The 16,141-nt window shown below is 62.9% G+C and carries 16 protein-coding genes; 13 read left to right on the top strand and 3 right to left on the bottom strand.

Annotated features, from left to right (window positions below; all coding sequences use genetic code 11):
- Window positions 1-609: 609 nt before the first annotated feature.
- Window positions 610-789 (bottom strand): hypothetical protein, encoded by a 180-nt coding sequence (locus tag AAFG07_RS26095; protein WP_342722695.1) that lies wholly within the window; start codon window positions 787-789, stop codon window positions 610-612.
- On the opposite strand from AAFG07_RS26095, the gene AAFG07_RS26090 reads away from it, so the two are divergent.
- The 3 genes from AAFG07_RS26090 to AAFG07_RS26080 all read left to right on the top strand — a co-directional run bounded on the left by AAFG07_RS26090 (window position 773) and on the right by AAFG07_RS26080 (window position 3,837).
- Window positions 773-1,147, top strand: coding sequence for a hypothetical protein (locus tag AAFG07_RS26090; RefSeq protein ID WP_342722694.1), 375 nt, complete (start codon window positions 773-775; stop codon window positions 1,145-1,147). The two genes, AAFG07_RS26095 and AAFG07_RS26090, sit on opposite strands and share 17 nt — an antisense overlap.
- A gap of 645 nt (window positions 1,148-1,792) precedes the next feature.
- Entirely contained in the window at window positions 1,793-2,008 is a 216-nt protein-coding gene (locus tag AAFG07_RS26085; protein ID WP_342722693.1) for a hypothetical protein, read from the top strand.
- A gap of 536 nt (window positions 2,009-2,544) precedes the next feature.
- Complete coding sequence (locus tag AAFG07_RS26080) at window positions 2,545-3,837, top strand: c-type cytochrome (protein WP_342729246.1); 1,293 nt, start codon at window positions 2,545-2,547, stop codon at window positions 3,835-3,837.
- Between the two features lie 25 nt (window positions 3,838-3,862).
- On the opposite strand, the gene AAFG07_RS26075 is transcribed toward AAFG07_RS26080, so the two are convergent.
- A complete protein-coding gene (locus AAFG07_RS26075) occupies window positions 3,863-4,171 on the bottom strand; it encodes a hypothetical protein (protein ID WP_342722692.1) in 309 nt (102 codons plus the stop codon).
- Window positions 4,172-4,205: 34 nt separating this feature from the next.
- Window positions 4,206-6,176 carry a 4Fe-4S binding protein gene (locus AAFG07_RS26070; RefSeq protein WP_342729245.1) on the bottom strand — a complete coding sequence of 657 codons (1,971 nt, stop codon included), beginning with the start codon at window positions 6,174-6,176 and terminating at the stop codon, window positions 4,206-4,208.
- Between the two features lie 230 nt (window positions 6,177-6,406).
- Between AAFG07_RS26070 and AAFG07_RS26065 the strand changes: the two genes are divergently transcribed.
- The 10 genes from AAFG07_RS26065 (at window position 6,407) to AAFG07_RS26020 (ending at window position 15,550) form a co-directional block, all read left to right on the top strand.
- Window positions 6,407-7,093: a biotin/lipoate--protein ligase family protein gene (locus AAFG07_RS26065; RefSeq protein WP_342722691.1), complete on the top strand. Its 687-nt coding sequence runs from the start codon at window positions 6,407-6,409 to the stop codon at window positions 7,091-7,093.
- Complete coding sequence (locus AAFG07_RS26060; RefSeq protein ID WP_342722690.1) at window positions 7,090-7,626, top strand: DUF6505 family protein; 537 nt, start codon at window positions 7,090-7,092, stop codon at window positions 7,624-7,626. The genes AAFG07_RS26065 and AAFG07_RS26060 overlap by 4 nt, the downstream gene beginning before the upstream one ends.
- Window positions 7,627-7,637: 11 nt before the next feature.
- Window positions 7,638-8,645, top strand: a complete 1,008-nt coding sequence (locus AAFG07_RS26055) for a DUF6352 family protein (protein WP_342729244.1) — start codon at window positions 7,638-7,640, stop codon at window positions 8,643-8,645.
- Window positions 8,642-9,157 (top strand): DUF3305 domain-containing protein, encoded by a 516-nt coding sequence (locus AAFG07_RS26050; protein ID WP_342722689.1) that lies wholly within the window; start codon window positions 8,642-8,644, stop codon window positions 9,155-9,157. The genes AAFG07_RS26055 and AAFG07_RS26050 overlap by 4 nt, the downstream gene beginning before the upstream one ends.
- Window positions 9,154-9,813 carry a DUF3306 domain-containing protein gene (locus tag AAFG07_RS26045; protein WP_342722688.1) on the top strand — a complete coding sequence of 220 codons (660 nt, stop codon included), beginning with the start codon at window positions 9,154-9,156 and terminating at the stop codon, window positions 9,811-9,813. The genes AAFG07_RS26050 and AAFG07_RS26045 overlap by 4 nt, the downstream gene beginning before the upstream one ends.
- Window positions 9,814-9,932: 119 nt before the next feature.
- Entirely contained in the window at window positions 9,933-10,709 is a 777-nt protein-coding gene (locus AAFG07_RS26040) for a Cro/CI family transcriptional regulator (RefSeq protein WP_342722687.1), read from the top strand.
- A 27-nt stretch (window positions 10,710-10,736) separates the two neighbouring features.
- The gene (locus AAFG07_RS26035; RefSeq protein ID WP_342722686.1) at window positions 10,737-10,946 is read left to right on the top strand and encodes a twin-arginine translocation signal domain-containing protein; all 210 of its coding nucleotides are present in this window, start codon (window positions 10,737-10,739) and stop codon (window positions 10,944-10,946) included.
- Window positions 10,947-10,957: 11 nt separating this feature from the next.
- On the top strand, window positions 10,958-13,903 hold the full coding sequence (locus tag AAFG07_RS26030) for a formate dehydrogenase subunit alpha (RefSeq protein WP_342722685.1): 2,946 nt from the start codon (window positions 10,958-10,960) through the stop codon (window positions 13,901-13,903).
- A gap of 13 nt (window positions 13,904-13,916) precedes the next feature.
- The gene (fdh3B, locus tag AAFG07_RS26025) at window positions 13,917-14,513 is read left to right on the top strand and encodes a formate dehydrogenase FDH3 subunit beta (protein ID WP_166204147.1); all 597 of its coding nucleotides are present in this window, start codon (window positions 13,917-13,919) and stop codon (window positions 14,511-14,513) included.
- A gap of 32 nt (window positions 14,514-14,545) precedes the next feature.
- Window positions 14,546-15,550, top strand: a complete 1,005-nt coding sequence (locus AAFG07_RS26020; protein WP_342722684.1) for a formate dehydrogenase subunit gamma — start codon at window positions 14,546-14,548, stop codon at window positions 15,548-15,550.
- The last annotated feature ends 591 nt before the right edge of the window (window positions 15,551-16,141 follow it).

Raw genomic sequence — 16,141 nt, 5'->3', positions numbered from 1 at the left:
AAATGTCCGTGAAGCGCACGCTTCGATGTGCGAAGACCCGGACATGTAGAAACGGCGGATCTTGGCACAAGGCCAGGGTCTGATTGGCGAAGGTCGCCCATTACGCAGTCAGGATTGCAGTGAGCAGTGCGGCCACGGCCATAGAACATACTATACCGCCGACGCATGCCCCGAAGGAATCGAACAGTTGACCGGGAACTGCCGTACCGATAAGCCCCCAACAAAAAGAACAGGCCAGATAATTGTCACTTGCGATCCTTGGGTTCTCGGCGGCGGCCCGACCGACGATTCCGATCGTCACAACTTGTGCAAAGAACGTTCCGACGCCGAGCAGTATCATTCCCGGGCCGAAGCAGATTGGACAGTTAGGTTTGGTCATTCGTGAAATTTGTCGAGTAAGTCCAATTCCTTTTGGACCGTAGCGGAGTCGCCGATCTTCTCGATGGCTTTCCGAAGATCGTCCGCCGACACGCCGCAATACTCCAACACTACGGCACAAGCCGCGGAGGAGGGCACGGGTGGTTACGTCGGTATCGGCTCTCTAGAGAACCGAACCGTAACGTAACCACTGCAACCATGGGCACGGGGGCCACAATGTGGCTCGTTACCTTAGCCGGGCGGAAGGTAACCGCCGGGCTGTAGCTGCTTTACCATCGCAAGATTCTTGTCGATCGCCGCCAGCAGCTTGTCGAACGCATTTGCAGGAACACTGACCGGGCTGGTCGGCTTGCCGCCCGAAACGACTCCCAGTTCGTCGGCCGACAGTTCACGAATGCTCGTCATCTTCATCTGCCTTCCCTCTGTTGCCGGCGGCTCCATTGCGACCGGTGTGGGAAGGATACGAACTCCAAGCGACGGTCGCTGTGACGTGCGTCACAATCGACCAGGCCAGCGCCTGCTGGTTTCGCGGCAGAGTGAGTGGCGTATTTGGCGCGCCTCGGGTATGGTAAAAGGTACGCGGCAGGTAGGGCAGACGACTGCCGGACCACGCTGGACGAACCTGGCAGTCCGGCTTGCCGCCGAGCGGGCGAAACTGGAAGGACCGGCCTATCTCGAACTTGGACGTGATGCGGTCAAAAACGAATCACTCAACGAGCAGATCGAAGCCGCGGTTTCACGCGCTCGCCCGCAATTCCCTGATCGGTGAGACGACGGCACCGCACTGGCCGTATCTGCGCCCGAGAAATGGGCGGGGCTCTGAGGGATGACGTCCAGATGCCTCAGTCCATCGTGAGCGAACACGTGGCGAGACCAAGAAAAATCCATTGACGGCCTGAACAGCCGTTCGACGCGGGCGTCGGCGCGACGCGATCGTAGTAATGAAAGCGGGGCAGCTGCCTGCGACCGAGAAGCCGGCGTCGTTCGTCGGCGTTTGCGAACCGACCTGCCTCCGCGGTGCCAGATGGGCTGCCCACGCTCTACCATTTCCGCGATTTTGTTCACCAACCCACGAGCCGGGGTACTTTACGCGCGCAAGCAACTTGCGAAAACTCTTGTGAGCGTCGATTTTGAGGCTGCCGCGGTTCGATCGAACGTCAACAGAGCAACACCATCTCGTGGATTGAAGTTCAATTGCGGATAACGCGCCGGCAATTTTAGCATCCGTCTTGTCGGCCGCATCCTCGCGGAGGGCGCCATTGTGCCGTCGACTTTAATCGGGCGGAACCCGAAAGGCGCCCCAGTAGAAAATTTCCAGGGCATGTGAGGCGGTTCACATCGTGATGCTGCGGTCAGCACTAATCAGATCACTGCAAACTTCTTCGGGACAGCTCCAACCGAACGGAGATTTCGCATGAAAGGTCTGGTGGTAGCGGCCGTCATGGTTTTCGCGTTTGTTATCGTGGTGCTCGGCATCCCGCGCTCACACTCGGTCCCGACGGTCGGGCAGGCCGGGACCGCAAGCAGTTCGATACTGCAAGAACTGCAAGGCGCCCGCGGTGGAGCCAAGTTGCCAGCCGAGGACTTTGACGACCGGTCTCTGGTCTTCCCAAGAGAGACGACGCGCTAAACGGCCGCTTGACAGGCGAAGCAGACCGCAGTCGGATCACGCTCAAGGAGCGAATGAAGCCTGAGCGGGCGACGAACGCCTAGGGGCCCAAGAAGGCGGCCGGAGGTGGGTCGCGGTTTGCGAGGAGACCAAGCGATTCCAATTCGCCTCGATGAAGATCTACCTCCAGGATAGCCAAGAGAAACGTCATCACGACCGCGACGTAAACGAGCGATGGTGACGCTTGACGAGGCGCATCGCCGTGGCGCGGCGGAATCGAATTGCGGAGCGATCGCCACAGCGAAATGAAATGCAGATACGGTTTAGATCGTATTTGCATGCCGTCATCCCTGACGCTTCAGGTTCAGGATAGGAGCCGGTGACGCTCGATTCAAGCCGACAAGACGCCCTTGCGGCATTGAGTAGCGGGGGTGCCTTCTCTCCCGCGGCGCAACATGGAAACCCAACAACGGCTCCAGTCGTTGACCCCGGCCAAGCCCGCGCAAACTATCCCGCAAGGCAACGGCGACGTGCCGGAGCCGACCCGCGAGCTGCCGATGAACTGGCTCTCAAATTTGTATGTCGTTGCCGCCCTGTGGGCATTTGATTCAACGCCGGCGCGAGGACAACTCGCGGGTCATGGCGGCCCCGTGCGCGCGATCGCGATCTCGCGTGACGGTGACAGTGCTCTGTCAGGCAGCTTTGATACGTCGGCAATTCGATGGTCACTCAGGACCGAATCCGCGGAGCAAGTCCTTCGATTTCATTCTGATGCGGTGAATGCGGTCGTCTTCCTGAGGGATGGCCGAATGGCGACAGCCGGGGCCGACGCGCGGATCGCGATCTGGACACCCGGCCGGGAGCAGCCGGATCAGGTTTTCGAGGGCCATCGCGCGCCAATCGTTTCGCTCGTCGTCTCGCCGGACGGAACCAGACTCGCCACGGCGTCGTGGGATCATATGGTGGGTGTCTGGTCACTCGCCGACGGCGCGTCGCAGATGCTGAAAGGGCACACGCAGAACGTCAACGGAGTTGCCTTCTCTGCGGACGGACAATCGCTGGTCAGCGTCGGTTACGATAGCGAGTTGAGGATTTGGCCGATGGTGGCGGGAACGCCGGATGTCGTCCTGCTTCCGTCACCTCTCAATGCCGTGGCAGTGGCGCCCGACGGCGAGATCATTACGGGTGGAGGCGACGGAAAGGTACGGTTTCTGACGTCGAGCGGTCACGAGACCGGTGAGATACTGGCCGACTCGAACCCGATCGTCGCATTGGCGATGTCGACGGACGGCGCCTTGATCGCGACAGCCGGAATTGGCGGAGGCGTCTCCGTCATCGACCGAAAGGCGCGGAGCACCGTGCGATCGCTGGTCGCTCAGGGCGCGCCAGTCTGGTCGGCTGCGTTCCTGCCCGACAATGCAACGTTGCTGACGGGCGGCGCGGACGGCAGGATCCGGCGCTGGAACGCACGGACGGGCGATCCTGTCGGCTCGTCGCTGCAGGCCGCGCAAGGCGATCCGCTGGCAGCCCATGTGGGAGATCGTGGCGCCGAGGTGTTCAGGGCGTGTGTTGCGTGCCACACGCTGTCGGCGGAGGAGCCGCAGCGCGCCGGCCCTACGCTCGATGGCCTGTACGGTCGCAGGATTGCGTCGTTGCCGGGATATCGCTTCTCCGACGCGCTGACGAAGCTCGATATCGTCTGGACCCCCGAAACGGTGGCAAGACTTTTCGAGCTCGGCCCGAATACCTTTACGCCGGGCACAAAAATGCCGGAGCAGCGGATCGGCTCGGTCGAGGACCGCAAGGCGCTCACGGATTTCCTGGGGCATGCGACGTTGGCGCGACGGTAGCGGCCCGTTACGCAGCGTTGCATTGCTAGAAGCCGGGCCATTTCTCTACCGGGAGGGCCGTTATGTTCGGATACTCCTTGATCAGTCTGACGACGTCGACGTTTGGGTGCTCTTTCAGGGCCTCGGTGACGCAATTGTTCACGTATTTCCGGCGCGCGAGCCATTTGGCCTTCCTGCCCTTCGCTTCCGCCTTGCAGGCAACGATCGCCTGTTTCAAGGCGACCTTGTCGGCTTTCGACAGGCGCGCGGCTTCGGCGGGTGCCGCGATCATCGCTGCGCCAAGGGCAACTCCAACGGCAATGAATGCAAAATGAGCTTTGGTGAGATGAGACATGGTGCGCCTTCCCAAGTGCTGCTCCCAATTGGTTCTAATTCTTGGTTTCCCGTTCGCGTGGATAATCATCGGTCGTGCGAGGCGCCGCGCGTTGTGGCACGCCGGCAAACGGGTCGAACTGTTGCTCGCTCATGGTCATCACGCGGCAATCCGCGCACATTCTTACCGTATCGAGCCGCTTGTCGCCGGCGGGATACATCCAGTGCCGGCCCTCGAGTTTCGCCGCGATCTTCTCAATCGTGCTCTTCACGCCAAATGGTTTGTTGCAGCGGATGCAAAGCGCCGGCTCTTCCTGCTTGATGATCGTTGCCGGGGCCCTGGCGGCCCGGAAGTCGATCTGCGGTTTGAGTGTGATCACCTTTTCCGGGCACGTGCTCTGGCACAATCCGCATTGCACGCAGGCATCTTCGACGAATTTGAGCACAGGACGTTCGGGATCGTCGCGCAGCGCACCGGTCGGGCAGACCGACACGCAAGACAGACATAAGGTGCATCCCTCCACATTGACGCGGATCGCGCCAAGTGGTGCGCCTTCAGGCAGCGCGATGACGTCGACCGGCGAAGGAGCGCGGCTGTGAAGCTCGTGAAGCGCGAGGCGAAGCAATTCGCGCCGTTTGCCGACGGACCGGAAGGTCGCTGGGTGCTCGACGGTCGGCGCCGGCTCGATTGACCAGAGCGTCTTGCCGAGTGCGTCCGGATCATCGGTTTCGATGGCTTCGACCCTGCGTCCTTCGAACCCAAGCCCGGAGATAATCGCATGAGCCATCGCGATCGTCTTGAAGAGGCCGGCGACGTCATGCCGCGGCTTTGCGCGCAGGAGAAAGCGTATCCCAGCCGCACCGTAGGCGAAGGAAGCGACGGCGGCCTCCAGTCCAACCTGCGTCACCTCGTTCACCGCGAGCGGCAGCACGCTGGCCGGCAGCCCGTCGCCATGGCGGGCGAGCGCATCGATCAGCGCCGTGCCGTGCTGGCTGTCGTGGAACAGCACGACGGCATTGGTGCCACCGGCTGCGTGATAGGACAAAAGCATCGCGCGCAATTTGTGCAACACCGCGTCGGCTGGCGGCAGGGCATAGGTTGCCGCGCCGGTCGGACAGGCTGCGGCGCATTGGCCGCATCCGGCGCAGACCTCCGCATTGATCTTGACGTGATCGCCATCCGGCGTGATCGCACCGGTCGGGCAAAGATCGAGGCAGCGATGGCACCCCGTTAGCTTCGACCGCGAATGCACGCAGAGGTCTGCGGTAAAGTTGACGTATTTCGGCTTGTCGAAACTGCCGACGAGATCGCGTGCCTTGAGGACCGCGCGCAGCATTGCGGGCGGGTCTCCCGGGTCGACGCGGATATAGCCTTCGCGCAAATCATGCGCGGGAAAAAGTGGCGTCCCGCCGGAAAGATCAAGGATGAGGTCGCAGCGCGACGTCAGGCCGTTGCGCGGAGCCTCGAACAGCAGCGCCTCGCGCGAGGAGGGGCGAGCCGCGGCATAGTCGTCGATCACAAGCTCGAAGGCGCCCAGATGTCCCTTGGCATTGCGGATCGTTCCCTTGACGATCGGGAACGATGTCGTCGCCGGTGGTGCAATCTGCGCTGGCCGCGTGATCATGACCGTCACGTCGAGGTGATCTGCCAGCAGCTGGCCCGCTTCAACCGCGACGTCGTCGCGGCCATAGATCAGGATCACGCCCTCGCTCGACAAGGTGACAAACGGGTAGGCTGGCATGGGCTCGGATGCTGCAGCGAGCAGCCCTGCCATTTTCGGTCCCGCCTGTCGCCCTTCCAGGGACCACCCTGCGGTCTCCCGGATGTTGACGAACTCTGTTCTTTCCGAGCGGCCCTCCATCGCATCGGCAAACAGCGGCGCCTCCTGGGTGCAACCGACGATCATTGGCCCCGCAACCTTCGCTGCATCGCGAAACCGATCCAGCTCGGCTCGGCACAGGTGTCGGAATTCGGCGATCTCGCTGTTGCGACATCCTCGCTTGATCGCAGCGGTGTCGAGACGCATCGTGTCTTCGCACGAGCAGATCAGGATCGTCTTCGGCGAATCCGGCATACGCGGCTATTCACCTCCCAAAGCGGTCGGGGAACGCGGGGGCGGACTCGCGCCGTCCCCTTTGCTCGGATAAACTATTATCACATGGGAAGAAATGGAAGCTGGAGGTCCGTCTGTCGCCGACCGTCCGCACGCGCTCATCGATCCTGGAGCCCATTGACCTGCCTCCGCCGTTCACGCTGGTGAGGCTGCGCGAGACGCGCGATGCCTTCGCCCATGCCATCGCAATCGCGGAAGAGAGTGGGGCAGGTACGCTGACCTATGTGGGGCGCTTCGATCTTGCCGAGTTCGCCGTCGTGCTCGAACCCGCCGAGCCCTTGTGCACCGCGCGCCGCGCCTTCTATGCCGCCATGGTGGCATTGACCGACGCCTTGCGCGCCTATGCACCGCCGAACAAGCAGGTCGCCATCGACTGGCCGGATGCGGTCCGTGTCGACGGCGGGCTCGTCGGTGGCGGCCGGCTTGGCTGGCCATCGTCCGCGAAAGAGGATGAGCCGCCGCGTTGGTTGGTGTTCGGTGCCATGATCCGGACGGTTGCGATAACCGAGGCGGAAGCGGGCGTGCATCCACTCGCTTCGGCGCTCGATCAGGAGGGCTTTGGCGAAGCCGGCGCGGTTCAAATCACGGAAAGCTTTGCGCGGCACCTGATGCGCGCGACCGAAACCTGGCAAGTCGACGGTTTTGACGCCGTTGCACGCGAATTCCTGAGCCGGCTGACGGACCAACCGCAGACCTCTCGCGCGATCGCTGACAACGGCGATCTTCTGGTGCGCCGGGTTGGAGGAGATGGGACCGAGCGGCGCGATTTGAGGAAATCCCTGCTGTCGTCCTCGTGGCTCGATCCGAAGCTTGGAGGGCCGCGCCTGTGAAGCTCTTGCGCACCATTGCGCTCGATCCGTCCGACACGTTGGTATTCGACGTGTCCGCGGAGCCCGGGGAATGGGCGGTGTCGGGCGCGTTCCGCTTTCTTGATCGCAATTTGGAGCAACTGGACGGTAAGGAGCGTACCGCGTTCCGCGGCGGTTTTCTCGGAGTGCAATCCTGGGGCTGGTCGACGCTGGCGCAGATCGTTCCCGCGACCGCGGACGATCGCCGCGCGCTGGTGGAGCTCCTGGCGAAGCGGCTGGTCGAACGGTTCGGTGCGCCGGATCTTGCAACCGCGCGCGTGGCGGCGGAAGAGGAGGTTGCCTTTGCGCAATCGCTCTGTGCCCATCCGATTAGCACGCTGATCGCCGTCCATCGCTCGGTGCGCGATGGCGAGGTCCGCGAGTCCTTCCGGAGCTTGCGGCTACGGGAGGGGCAGGGGCACGGCAAGGCGTTCTCGTTCATGGAAGTGGAGGATGATGCCGAACCCGGCGGCGATCTCAATCTTGCCGATATGAGCAAGGAGCCAGGGCCATGAAAGATTTGGCGATGAAGGATTTCTGGATCGCCTGCGGCCACCATCTGCTCGATCGCAACGCGAGCGGCGGGCTCGTTGTCACGGATGAATACCTGAAGGCCTATTTCGCGCGCCCCGAGCTGATGCCGCCGGACGACGCGTGCGCGGTCGAGCGTCGCTTGCACCGGCAATTGCTGACCGATCCGCGCCACCCGGTCGGAGTCACGGAGGTGGCCGCGATCGACGACGCCGACGCGCGGGAGAACTGGCGGTTCGTGCTGGCATTTCGCGACCTCCTGCTGCGCCATCCGACGCTGGAGGCGGCCTATCTCGCGTCGGTTCGTTCAGGTTCGGCCAATCTGCCGCCGCTGTTCATGAACCAACTGGTGCATGTGATCCTGCGCAATGTGCTTGATCGCTGCGAAGATCCTTTTTTGCTGCGCGCAGCCGAGTTGTTCTTTCGGCCGCAACGGATCCTGCCGCACGAGCATTTGCTGCTCCTGGGCGACGAGGAGATCCTTGGCGGGCGCAGCCCGACGCCGGTGCTGTCGCTGATGTCGATGCTGGGTGCAGCGGGCGATACACAACTCGACGTTCTCGGCGAGGAGAACGCCGACGGCTATTGGCAACGCAGTGACCAGTTCGATATGGCGCTTGATCTGACCGGCGGAGGGCGGGGGCAGGCTTCACTGGCCGAAGTGTTGCGACGCTGGATCTCGCATCTGCTCGGGATCGACGTGACGATCGAGCCGCTGACCGAACTGCGCAACGCAGAACTCACCTGGTATGTGGGCCTGGATTCGGAAGCGACCCGGATCGGTGACCGGCTTTGGCAGGGCGAATCCCTCGACGACCGCACCGCGGGGCGCGTGCTGGCGCTGTTTCGGCTGAGCTTTGCGGATCCCGGCCTGATCGTTGATATTGCGGGGCGCACGCCGGCCTATCTGATCCTTGCAATGACGTCCGATCAGGTCGTCCGGATGAAGCCGCAGAATCTGCTGACGGGACTGCCAACCAAGCATCTGGAGGCCGTGACATGAGCCCTGTCGCAGAGCCGCTGGTCCGTCTCTCCGTCGGCGTCGTGGTCGAGCGCCGCAGAGCGGATTCTCCGTGGGTCGACGTCGTCTGGCGCGGCGTCGGGGTGCTGCCGGACGAGCCGGAGGTGACGCCGTGGACGGTGATCCGCGAGCAGGAGGGAGTGACGCTGTTTTACGCCGGCAGCGCGACAGTCGACCTCTACCGCTCGGAAACCGAGCGCTACCGCGACAATCTCACCTCCGGTGCGCCCAGCATCTGGATCGTGTTGAGCCCTGCCGAGGGAGCCTCGCCCTACCTCCTTTCCGCGGTCACGGCGGATCCGGCCGAAGGGGAGGCGTTCACGGGGGCCGGTGTCAACCTCGTCGAAGCGGTACCGATGCCCGAGGTGCTGCGCCGGGCGATTGAAGATTTCATCGCCGAGCACTACGTCGAGAATGAGTTCTTCAAGCGCGAGCGGAGCCGCGCCGATCCGGAGGCGCTGGCGCAACGGCGCCATGAAGGTGGGCACGAATGAGCGAAGGCGACTTTCTGGCGCGCTGGTCGCGACGCAAGCAGGCGGCGAGGGACGGCCACGCTGAACCAAGACCCGAACAACCCGCCGAGGCGAATGCTTCGGCGATGGCTGCCCCTGACGCGGCGGAGCCCTGTCCCACCGAGGTCGACTTGTCGAGCCTGCCGCCCATCGAATCGATTGATGCCGCGACCGACCTCTCGCCTTTCCTTCGCAAGGGCATTCCGCGGGAATTGAGCCGTGCGGCGCTTCGTCGGGCCTGGAGCGCCGATCCTGCCATTCGCGATTTCATTGGGTTGGCGGAAAATGCCTGGGACTTCAACGACCCGTCGGCCATGCCCGGTTTCGGTCCACTGGACTATTCGTCCGAGCAGGTTGACGAACTCGTCCGCCGCGTTGTCGGGGACCTCGTGCAGGCGGCCGAGAACGCGACCGACGCGATCGAAGAGACTGTCGAAGACGCCATGCGACCGACTGCTGCTGCCGTCGACGATTTGGCGCAAGCACCAAATCCGGTGAGGGCGTGCGCGGATCTCCCGCTGTCCGACAAGTCCGCAAGCGCGGGACCTCCGTCAAACTCTGCTGCACCGCAACTCCAGGGCGCGAGCGAAGAGTCTGCCGTTCGGCGCCGCACACATGGCGGCGCGCTGCCTCGATAGGGTGCGACCAAATGCTATAGTCATAGGCTATGCCGATCGATTGACCGCCCTCCACCACCCGACTAGTCTTTGTTAAACAAACGCAATCAAGCGCTTGGCCCCCAGGATGGGAGGGCGGTGTGCGCCATGCGGGCCTTGAACGTGCCATCGATGCCGCCGGGGGTGTAGCCCAACTAGCCCGGAAAATCGGTATTGCCCAGCCGTCGGTGTCGAACTGGAACCAGGTGCCGGCGCGGCGCGTGATTGCGGTCGAGATCGCGACAGGCGTCTCGCGAAAAATTCTTCGTCCCGATCTCTATGGCGAGCTTGCGGTATCGGACCTGCTTGATCCGATCGAAGTCGGACGCGTGCAGGAATACGCACTGCTTGCGACCCTGCTCTCGGCGGCGCCGTCGCAAGCCTTGCTTGAGCAGATCGCGCAACTGAACGGCGATGTGACGCCGCTTGGGCGCGCCCACGCCGCACTTGCGGAGGCCGCTTCGATCGCGGTCGCGGCCGAGGTCGAACGCGAATATTCTGAGCTGTTTGTCGGCGTTGGGCGCGGCGAGCTGCTGCCCTACGCGTCCTACTATCTGACCGGCTTCCTCAACGAGCGCCCGTTGTCGCGACTTCGTGACGATCTGGCCGCGCTTGGCATCGAGCGGGCGGAGAGCAATCCAGAACCAGAGGACCATGCGGCGACGCTATGCGAAATCATGGCGGGCCTTGTGGCTGGTCGTTTCCCGGCGTCGCTTGCAGCACAGCGCGTCTTCTTCGAGAAGCATGTGTCCCGCTGGATCGGACATTTGTTCGCTGACATGGCGAAGGCCGAGAGCGCCAAGTTCTATCGCGCAGTCGGGACGCTGGGATGCGTGTTTTTGGAGATTGAGACAGAGGCCTTCAAGTTCGCCAATTGACCAGTTGCCCGGTCCAGGAGAGGTGCAATGAGCGACGAGAAGAAAATGACGGCAGGCCGCCGCGACTTCCTTCGCAAGGTCGGGCTCGGCACGATCGGCGCCGGCGCCACGCTGGCAGCCCCCTTGATCGCGCCGGCGCAAGCCGACAGCGAGACCGAGGTTGAGAAGCGCAAGGCCCGCTACAGGGAAACCGACCACGTGAAGGCGTATTATCGCGTCAATCGCTATCCGCGTTGAGGGAGGCGGCCATGCTGATCAGGAGATCACCGCGTTCCGATTCCGACCGACGTGGGTCCGTCGCGGCCCTCCTGTGCGGGCAGACCGGCGGCTTCGACCGCCGCACGTTCCTGCGTCGGTCCGGTCTTGCCGGCGGCGCGCTTGCTGCGCTCAGCACACTGCCCCTCGGCAGCATTCGCAAGGCGAAAGCCGCCGCCGCGGGGCCGCTCACCACGGGAGCGACGGTGCGCAAGAGCATCTGCACGCATTGCTCGGTTGGGTGCACCGTGACCGCCGAGGTGCTGAACGGCGTATGGATTGGCCAGGAGCCGACCTGGGATTCCCCGATCAATCGCGGATCGCACTGTGCCAAGGGCGCCTCCGTGCGCGAGCTCGTGCACAGCGAGCGGCGGCTACGCTACCCGATGAAGCTTGTGGGTGGGCAGTGGACCCGGGTCTCCTGGGAGACCGCGATCAACGAGATCGGCGACAAGCTGCTGGAGGTTCGCGAGAAGTCGGGTCCCGATTCCGTGTATTGGCTCGGGTCAGCCAAGATGACCAACGAAGGTGCCTACCTATTCCGCAAGCTTGGCGCGTTCTGGGGCACGAACAACACCGACCATCAAGCGCGTATTTGCCATTCGACGACCGTCACCGGCGTGGCCAACACCTGGGGCTACGGCGCGATGACCAACAGCTTCAACGACATCCGCAACGCCAAGACCCAGATGATCATGGGCGGCAATCCGGCCGAGGCGCATCCGGTGTCGTTGCAGCACCTGCTGGAGGGCAAGGAACTTCAGAAGGCCAACTTCATCGTCATCGACCCGCGTCTGACGCGAACCGCGGCGCACGCGACTGAGTATGTCCGCATGCGGCCAGGCACCGACATTCCGGTGCTCTACGGTATGATGTGGCACATCCTGCAGAACGGTTGGGAGGACAAGGAATTCATCCGGCAGCGCGTCTATGGTTTCGACGATCTTCGCAAGGAGGTCGAAAAATGGAATCCGGAGGAGGTCGAGCGCGTTACCGGCATTCCCGGTGAGCAGCTCAAGCGTGTCGCGAAGATGTTCGCAACGGAAAAGCCGTCGACACTGATCTGGGCCATGGGTCAGACTCAGAAGACGGTCGGCACCGCCAATGTGCGGGCGAGTTGCATCCTGCTCCTGATGACCGGGAATGTCGGCGGACCGGGCATGGGCGCCAACATCTTCCGCGGCCACGACAACGTTCAGGGAGCAACCGACGTCGGGCTCGATATCGTCACGCTACCGTTCTACTACGGGCTCGCCGAGGGCGCGTGGAAGCACTGGTCGCGCGTTTGGGAAGTCGACTATGATTTCCTGAAGTCGCGCTTCGACTCCAAGCAGATCATGGAAGCGCCCGGCATCCCGCTGACTCGCTGGTTCGAGGCGGTGACGCTGCCGAAAGACCAGGTCGCCCAGAAAGACAATGTGCGGGCGGTGTTCGTGCAGGGACACGCCTCCAACAGCATCACCCGCATTCCGGAATCCCTGAAGGGTCTGAAGGCGCTCGACCTGCTTGTCATCGCCGACCCGCATCCGACCACCTGGACCTCGCTCGCGGTGGAGGCCGGTCGCAAGGACGGTCTCTACATTCTCCCGGTCGCCACCCAATTCGAGTGCAAGGGATCCCGTGTCGCCTCGAACCGCTCGCTGCAGTGGGGTGAGCAGATCGTGGAGCCGATCTTCGAGTCCAAGGACGACCTCGAGATCACCTATCTGCTGGCAAAGAAGTTCGGCTTTGCCGACAAGATGTTCAAGAACATCAAGGTCGAGAACAATCTGCCCGAGGCGGAGGACATCCTGCGCGAGATGAATCGCGGCAGCTGGTCGACCGGCTATTGCGGGCAATCGCCCGAGCGTCTCAAGGCCCATATGAGGAACCAGGCGAAGTTCGACATGCTGACGATGCGGGCTCCGAAGGACGATCCGGAGGTCGGCGGCGACTATTACGGCCTGCCGTGGCCGTGCTGGGGCTCGCCGGAGGTCAGGCATCCGGGCACGCCGCTGCTCTACAACACAAATCTCGGCGTGATGGATGGTGGCGGCACGTTCCGGCCGCGCTTTGGCATCGAACGCGAGGAGAAGCTAGCCGACGGCACGACGCGGAAGGTCAGCCTGCTCGCCGACGGGTCCTATTCGAAGGATTCGGAAATCAAGGACGGCTATCCGGAATTCACGCTGGCGAGCCTGAAGAAGCTCGGCTGGGACAAGGATCTGACGGAGGCGGAGATGGCCACGATCAACAGGATCAATCCCGCCACTCCAGACGCAGTGTCGTGGTCGCTCGACCTATCGGGCGGCATTCAGCGCGTCGCGCTGATGCACGGCTGCGTGCCCTACGGCAACGGCAAGGCGCGCATGAACGCGTTCGGCCTGCCGGATCCCATTCCGGTTCACCGCGAGCCGATCTACACGCCGCGCGTCGATCTGGTCGCCAAATATCCGACGCTTCCCGATGCCAAGCAGTTCCGCATGCCCAACATCGGGTTCTCCGTGCAGAAGGCCGCGGTGGAGAAGGGGATTGCCAAGCAATTCCCGCTCATCCTCTCCTCGGGCCGCCTGGTTGAATACGAGGGCGGCGGCGAAGAGACGCGAACCAATCCGTGGCTCGCCGAACTCCAGCAGGACATGTTCATCGAGATCAGCCCCGCCGATGCCGCCGATCGCGGCATCAAGGATGGCGGCTGGGTCTGGGTGAGCGGTGCTGAAAACAACTCGCGTGCCAGAATGAAGGCGCTGGTGACCGAACGGGTCGGGAAGGGCGTTGCCTGGATGCCTTTCCATTTCGGCGGCTGGCTCGCGGGCAAGGACCTTCGCGGCAATTACCCGAAGGGGACCGATCCGATTGTGCTTGGCGAAAGCGCCAATACGATCACGACCTACGGCTATGATCCTGCGACCAACATGCAGGAGACCAAGGTCACCCTCTGCCAGATTGTCGCAGCCTAGAGGAGCAACGCACATGGCTCGGATGAAATTCCTCTGCGACGCCGATCGTTGCATCGAGTGCAATGCCTGCGTGACCGCCTGCAAGAACGAGCACGAGGTGCCCTGGGGCATCAACCGGCGCCGCGTCGTCACCATCAATGACGGCAAGCCCGGTGAGCGATCGATCTCCATGGCCTGCATGCACTGCACCGACGCGCCCTGCGCGGCGGTCTGCCCGGTCAACTGCTTCTACACGACCGCCGACGGCGTCGTGCTTCATTCCAAGGATCTGTGCATCGGCTGCGGCTATTGCTTCTATGCGTGTCCGTTTGGCGCGCCGCAATATCCGAAGATTGGCAATTTCGGCTCCCGCGGCAAGATGGACAAGTGCACGTTCTGCGCCGGCGGCCCCGAGGCCGATGGCAGCAAGGAGGAGTACGAGAAGTATGGGGCCAATCGCCTCGCCGAGGGCAAATTGCCGCTCTGCGCCGAGATGTGCTCCACCAAATCGTTGCTCGCCGGCGATGGCGAGATCATTGCCCAGATCTACAAGGAACGTGTGATGAAGCGCGGCTACGGCTCAGGCGCCTGGGGCTGGAAGACTGCCTATCGCGAGACGATCGAATCCTGAAGGTGGCCTCGCGCAACTACCGGGAGGGACTCATGGCGTCTCTTGCAAAACACATCCGTCTCGCCCTCGGCGCATGGGCGCTTGCATTGATGATCGCTGCGTCGGTGCCGTCCATCGCCCAGCAGGTCAACCCGAGCGCCAGCGCGGTGAAGGAGCAACAGCTTCTGCAGGAGCTCGACCGGATCCAGGGACGCGTCAGCATTCCGGATCAGCGGTCAGGCGTGCTGGAGCAGCCGGCGGGGCGCGAGTGGCGAGAATTCCGCAACGTCACCCTGCGCTGGGTCGGCGGAATTGCCATCCTTGGCATGCTCGTGGCGCTCGTCGCCTTCTATCTGACTCGCGGCATGGTTCGGCTCCAGGACGGGAGGTCGGGGCGCACGATCGTGCGCTTTGGCGCCTTCGAGCGCTTCGTGCACTGGATGACGGCGACCTGCTTCATCATCCTGGCAATCTCCGGACTGAACATCACCTTCGGCCGTCCGCTGCTGTTGCCGCTGATCGGCCACGAAGCATTCTCCGAATGGTCGCAATGGGCCAAGTACGCGCACAACTATTTGAGCTTCCCCTTCACCATCGGAGTGATGTTGATCTTCCTGATGTGGCTTGGCGGCAATATCCCGAACAAGGTCGATGTGCAGTGGATCAAGCGCGGCGGCGGCATCGTAGGTCACGACCATCCGCCGGCCTATCGTTTCAACGCCGGCCAGAAGGCGGTCTACTGGATCGTCGTCACCGGCGGCGCGGCCGTTGCAATCACCGGATATCAGCTGATGTTCCCGTTCTACCTGGCCGACATCGAAGGAATGCAAATGGCTGCGGTGGTCCACGCGATCGTGGCGGTGCTGTTCGTCGCGGTGATGTTGGCCCACATCTACATCGGCACCATCGGCATGCAAGGTGCCTTCGAGGCGATGGGCAGCGGCATCGTGGACGTCAATTGGGCGAGAGAGCACCACAGTCTGTGGCTCGAGGAGGAGGAGGCGCGCGCCGCCGCCAATGATGCGCGCTCGAAGCCGGCCGCCACGGCGGCGGAGTAGGCCGCGCACGGAGGGCGAGATCGCTAAAGCCGGACGGCCGTCGTCGCAAAGGCCTCTGCGACCGGCTCTTGCACGCGGTCAAGGACCGCGGCGCTGACTCCCGCCACAACGACGGCGGCTGCGCAGGCGAGCAGGAAGGCCCTCATGGCTATCCTCCCAAAGGGGTCGAGTGCAGCGAGAGATTACACAAAATGGATCGTCATGAACAGCGCTGCTCCCCCGCGCCGTCGAACCGCCGCACTCTCATCGGCAAGAAACATGCTCGTTAGATTTCGATTGCTTGAGCTCGCACAAACTTGCCCAAGATGGATTGGACCGAGAATTCAGGTTTTTCAATCGGTTGGGGCACCGCGTGTGCACGACGTGTGCACCGGGAGATCAAGAAAAATCTCACCACAGCCAACTTGAGCAGACCTTATGAGTTGGGCACCTCGGACGATCACGTGCGCGAAGGTTCAGGGCGACATCACGACATATCAAAGAGAAGTCGGTTAAAGGCAAGCGCGAGCGAACACTCCTTGTCGGCTATCTTGCGAGCTCGATCGCGTCGGCGGAGGTCGCGTACGACTTGGACAAGTGCGCGGTGGGGAG

This window comes from Bradyrhizobium sp. B097 (genome assembly GCF_038957035.1).
GTDB lineage: Bacteria > Pseudomonadota > Alphaproteobacteria > Rhizobiales > Xanthobacteraceae > Bradyrhizobium.
Note: the sequence above shows the minus strand (reverse complement) of the source record. Positions and strands in the feature narration are given on the sequence as shown.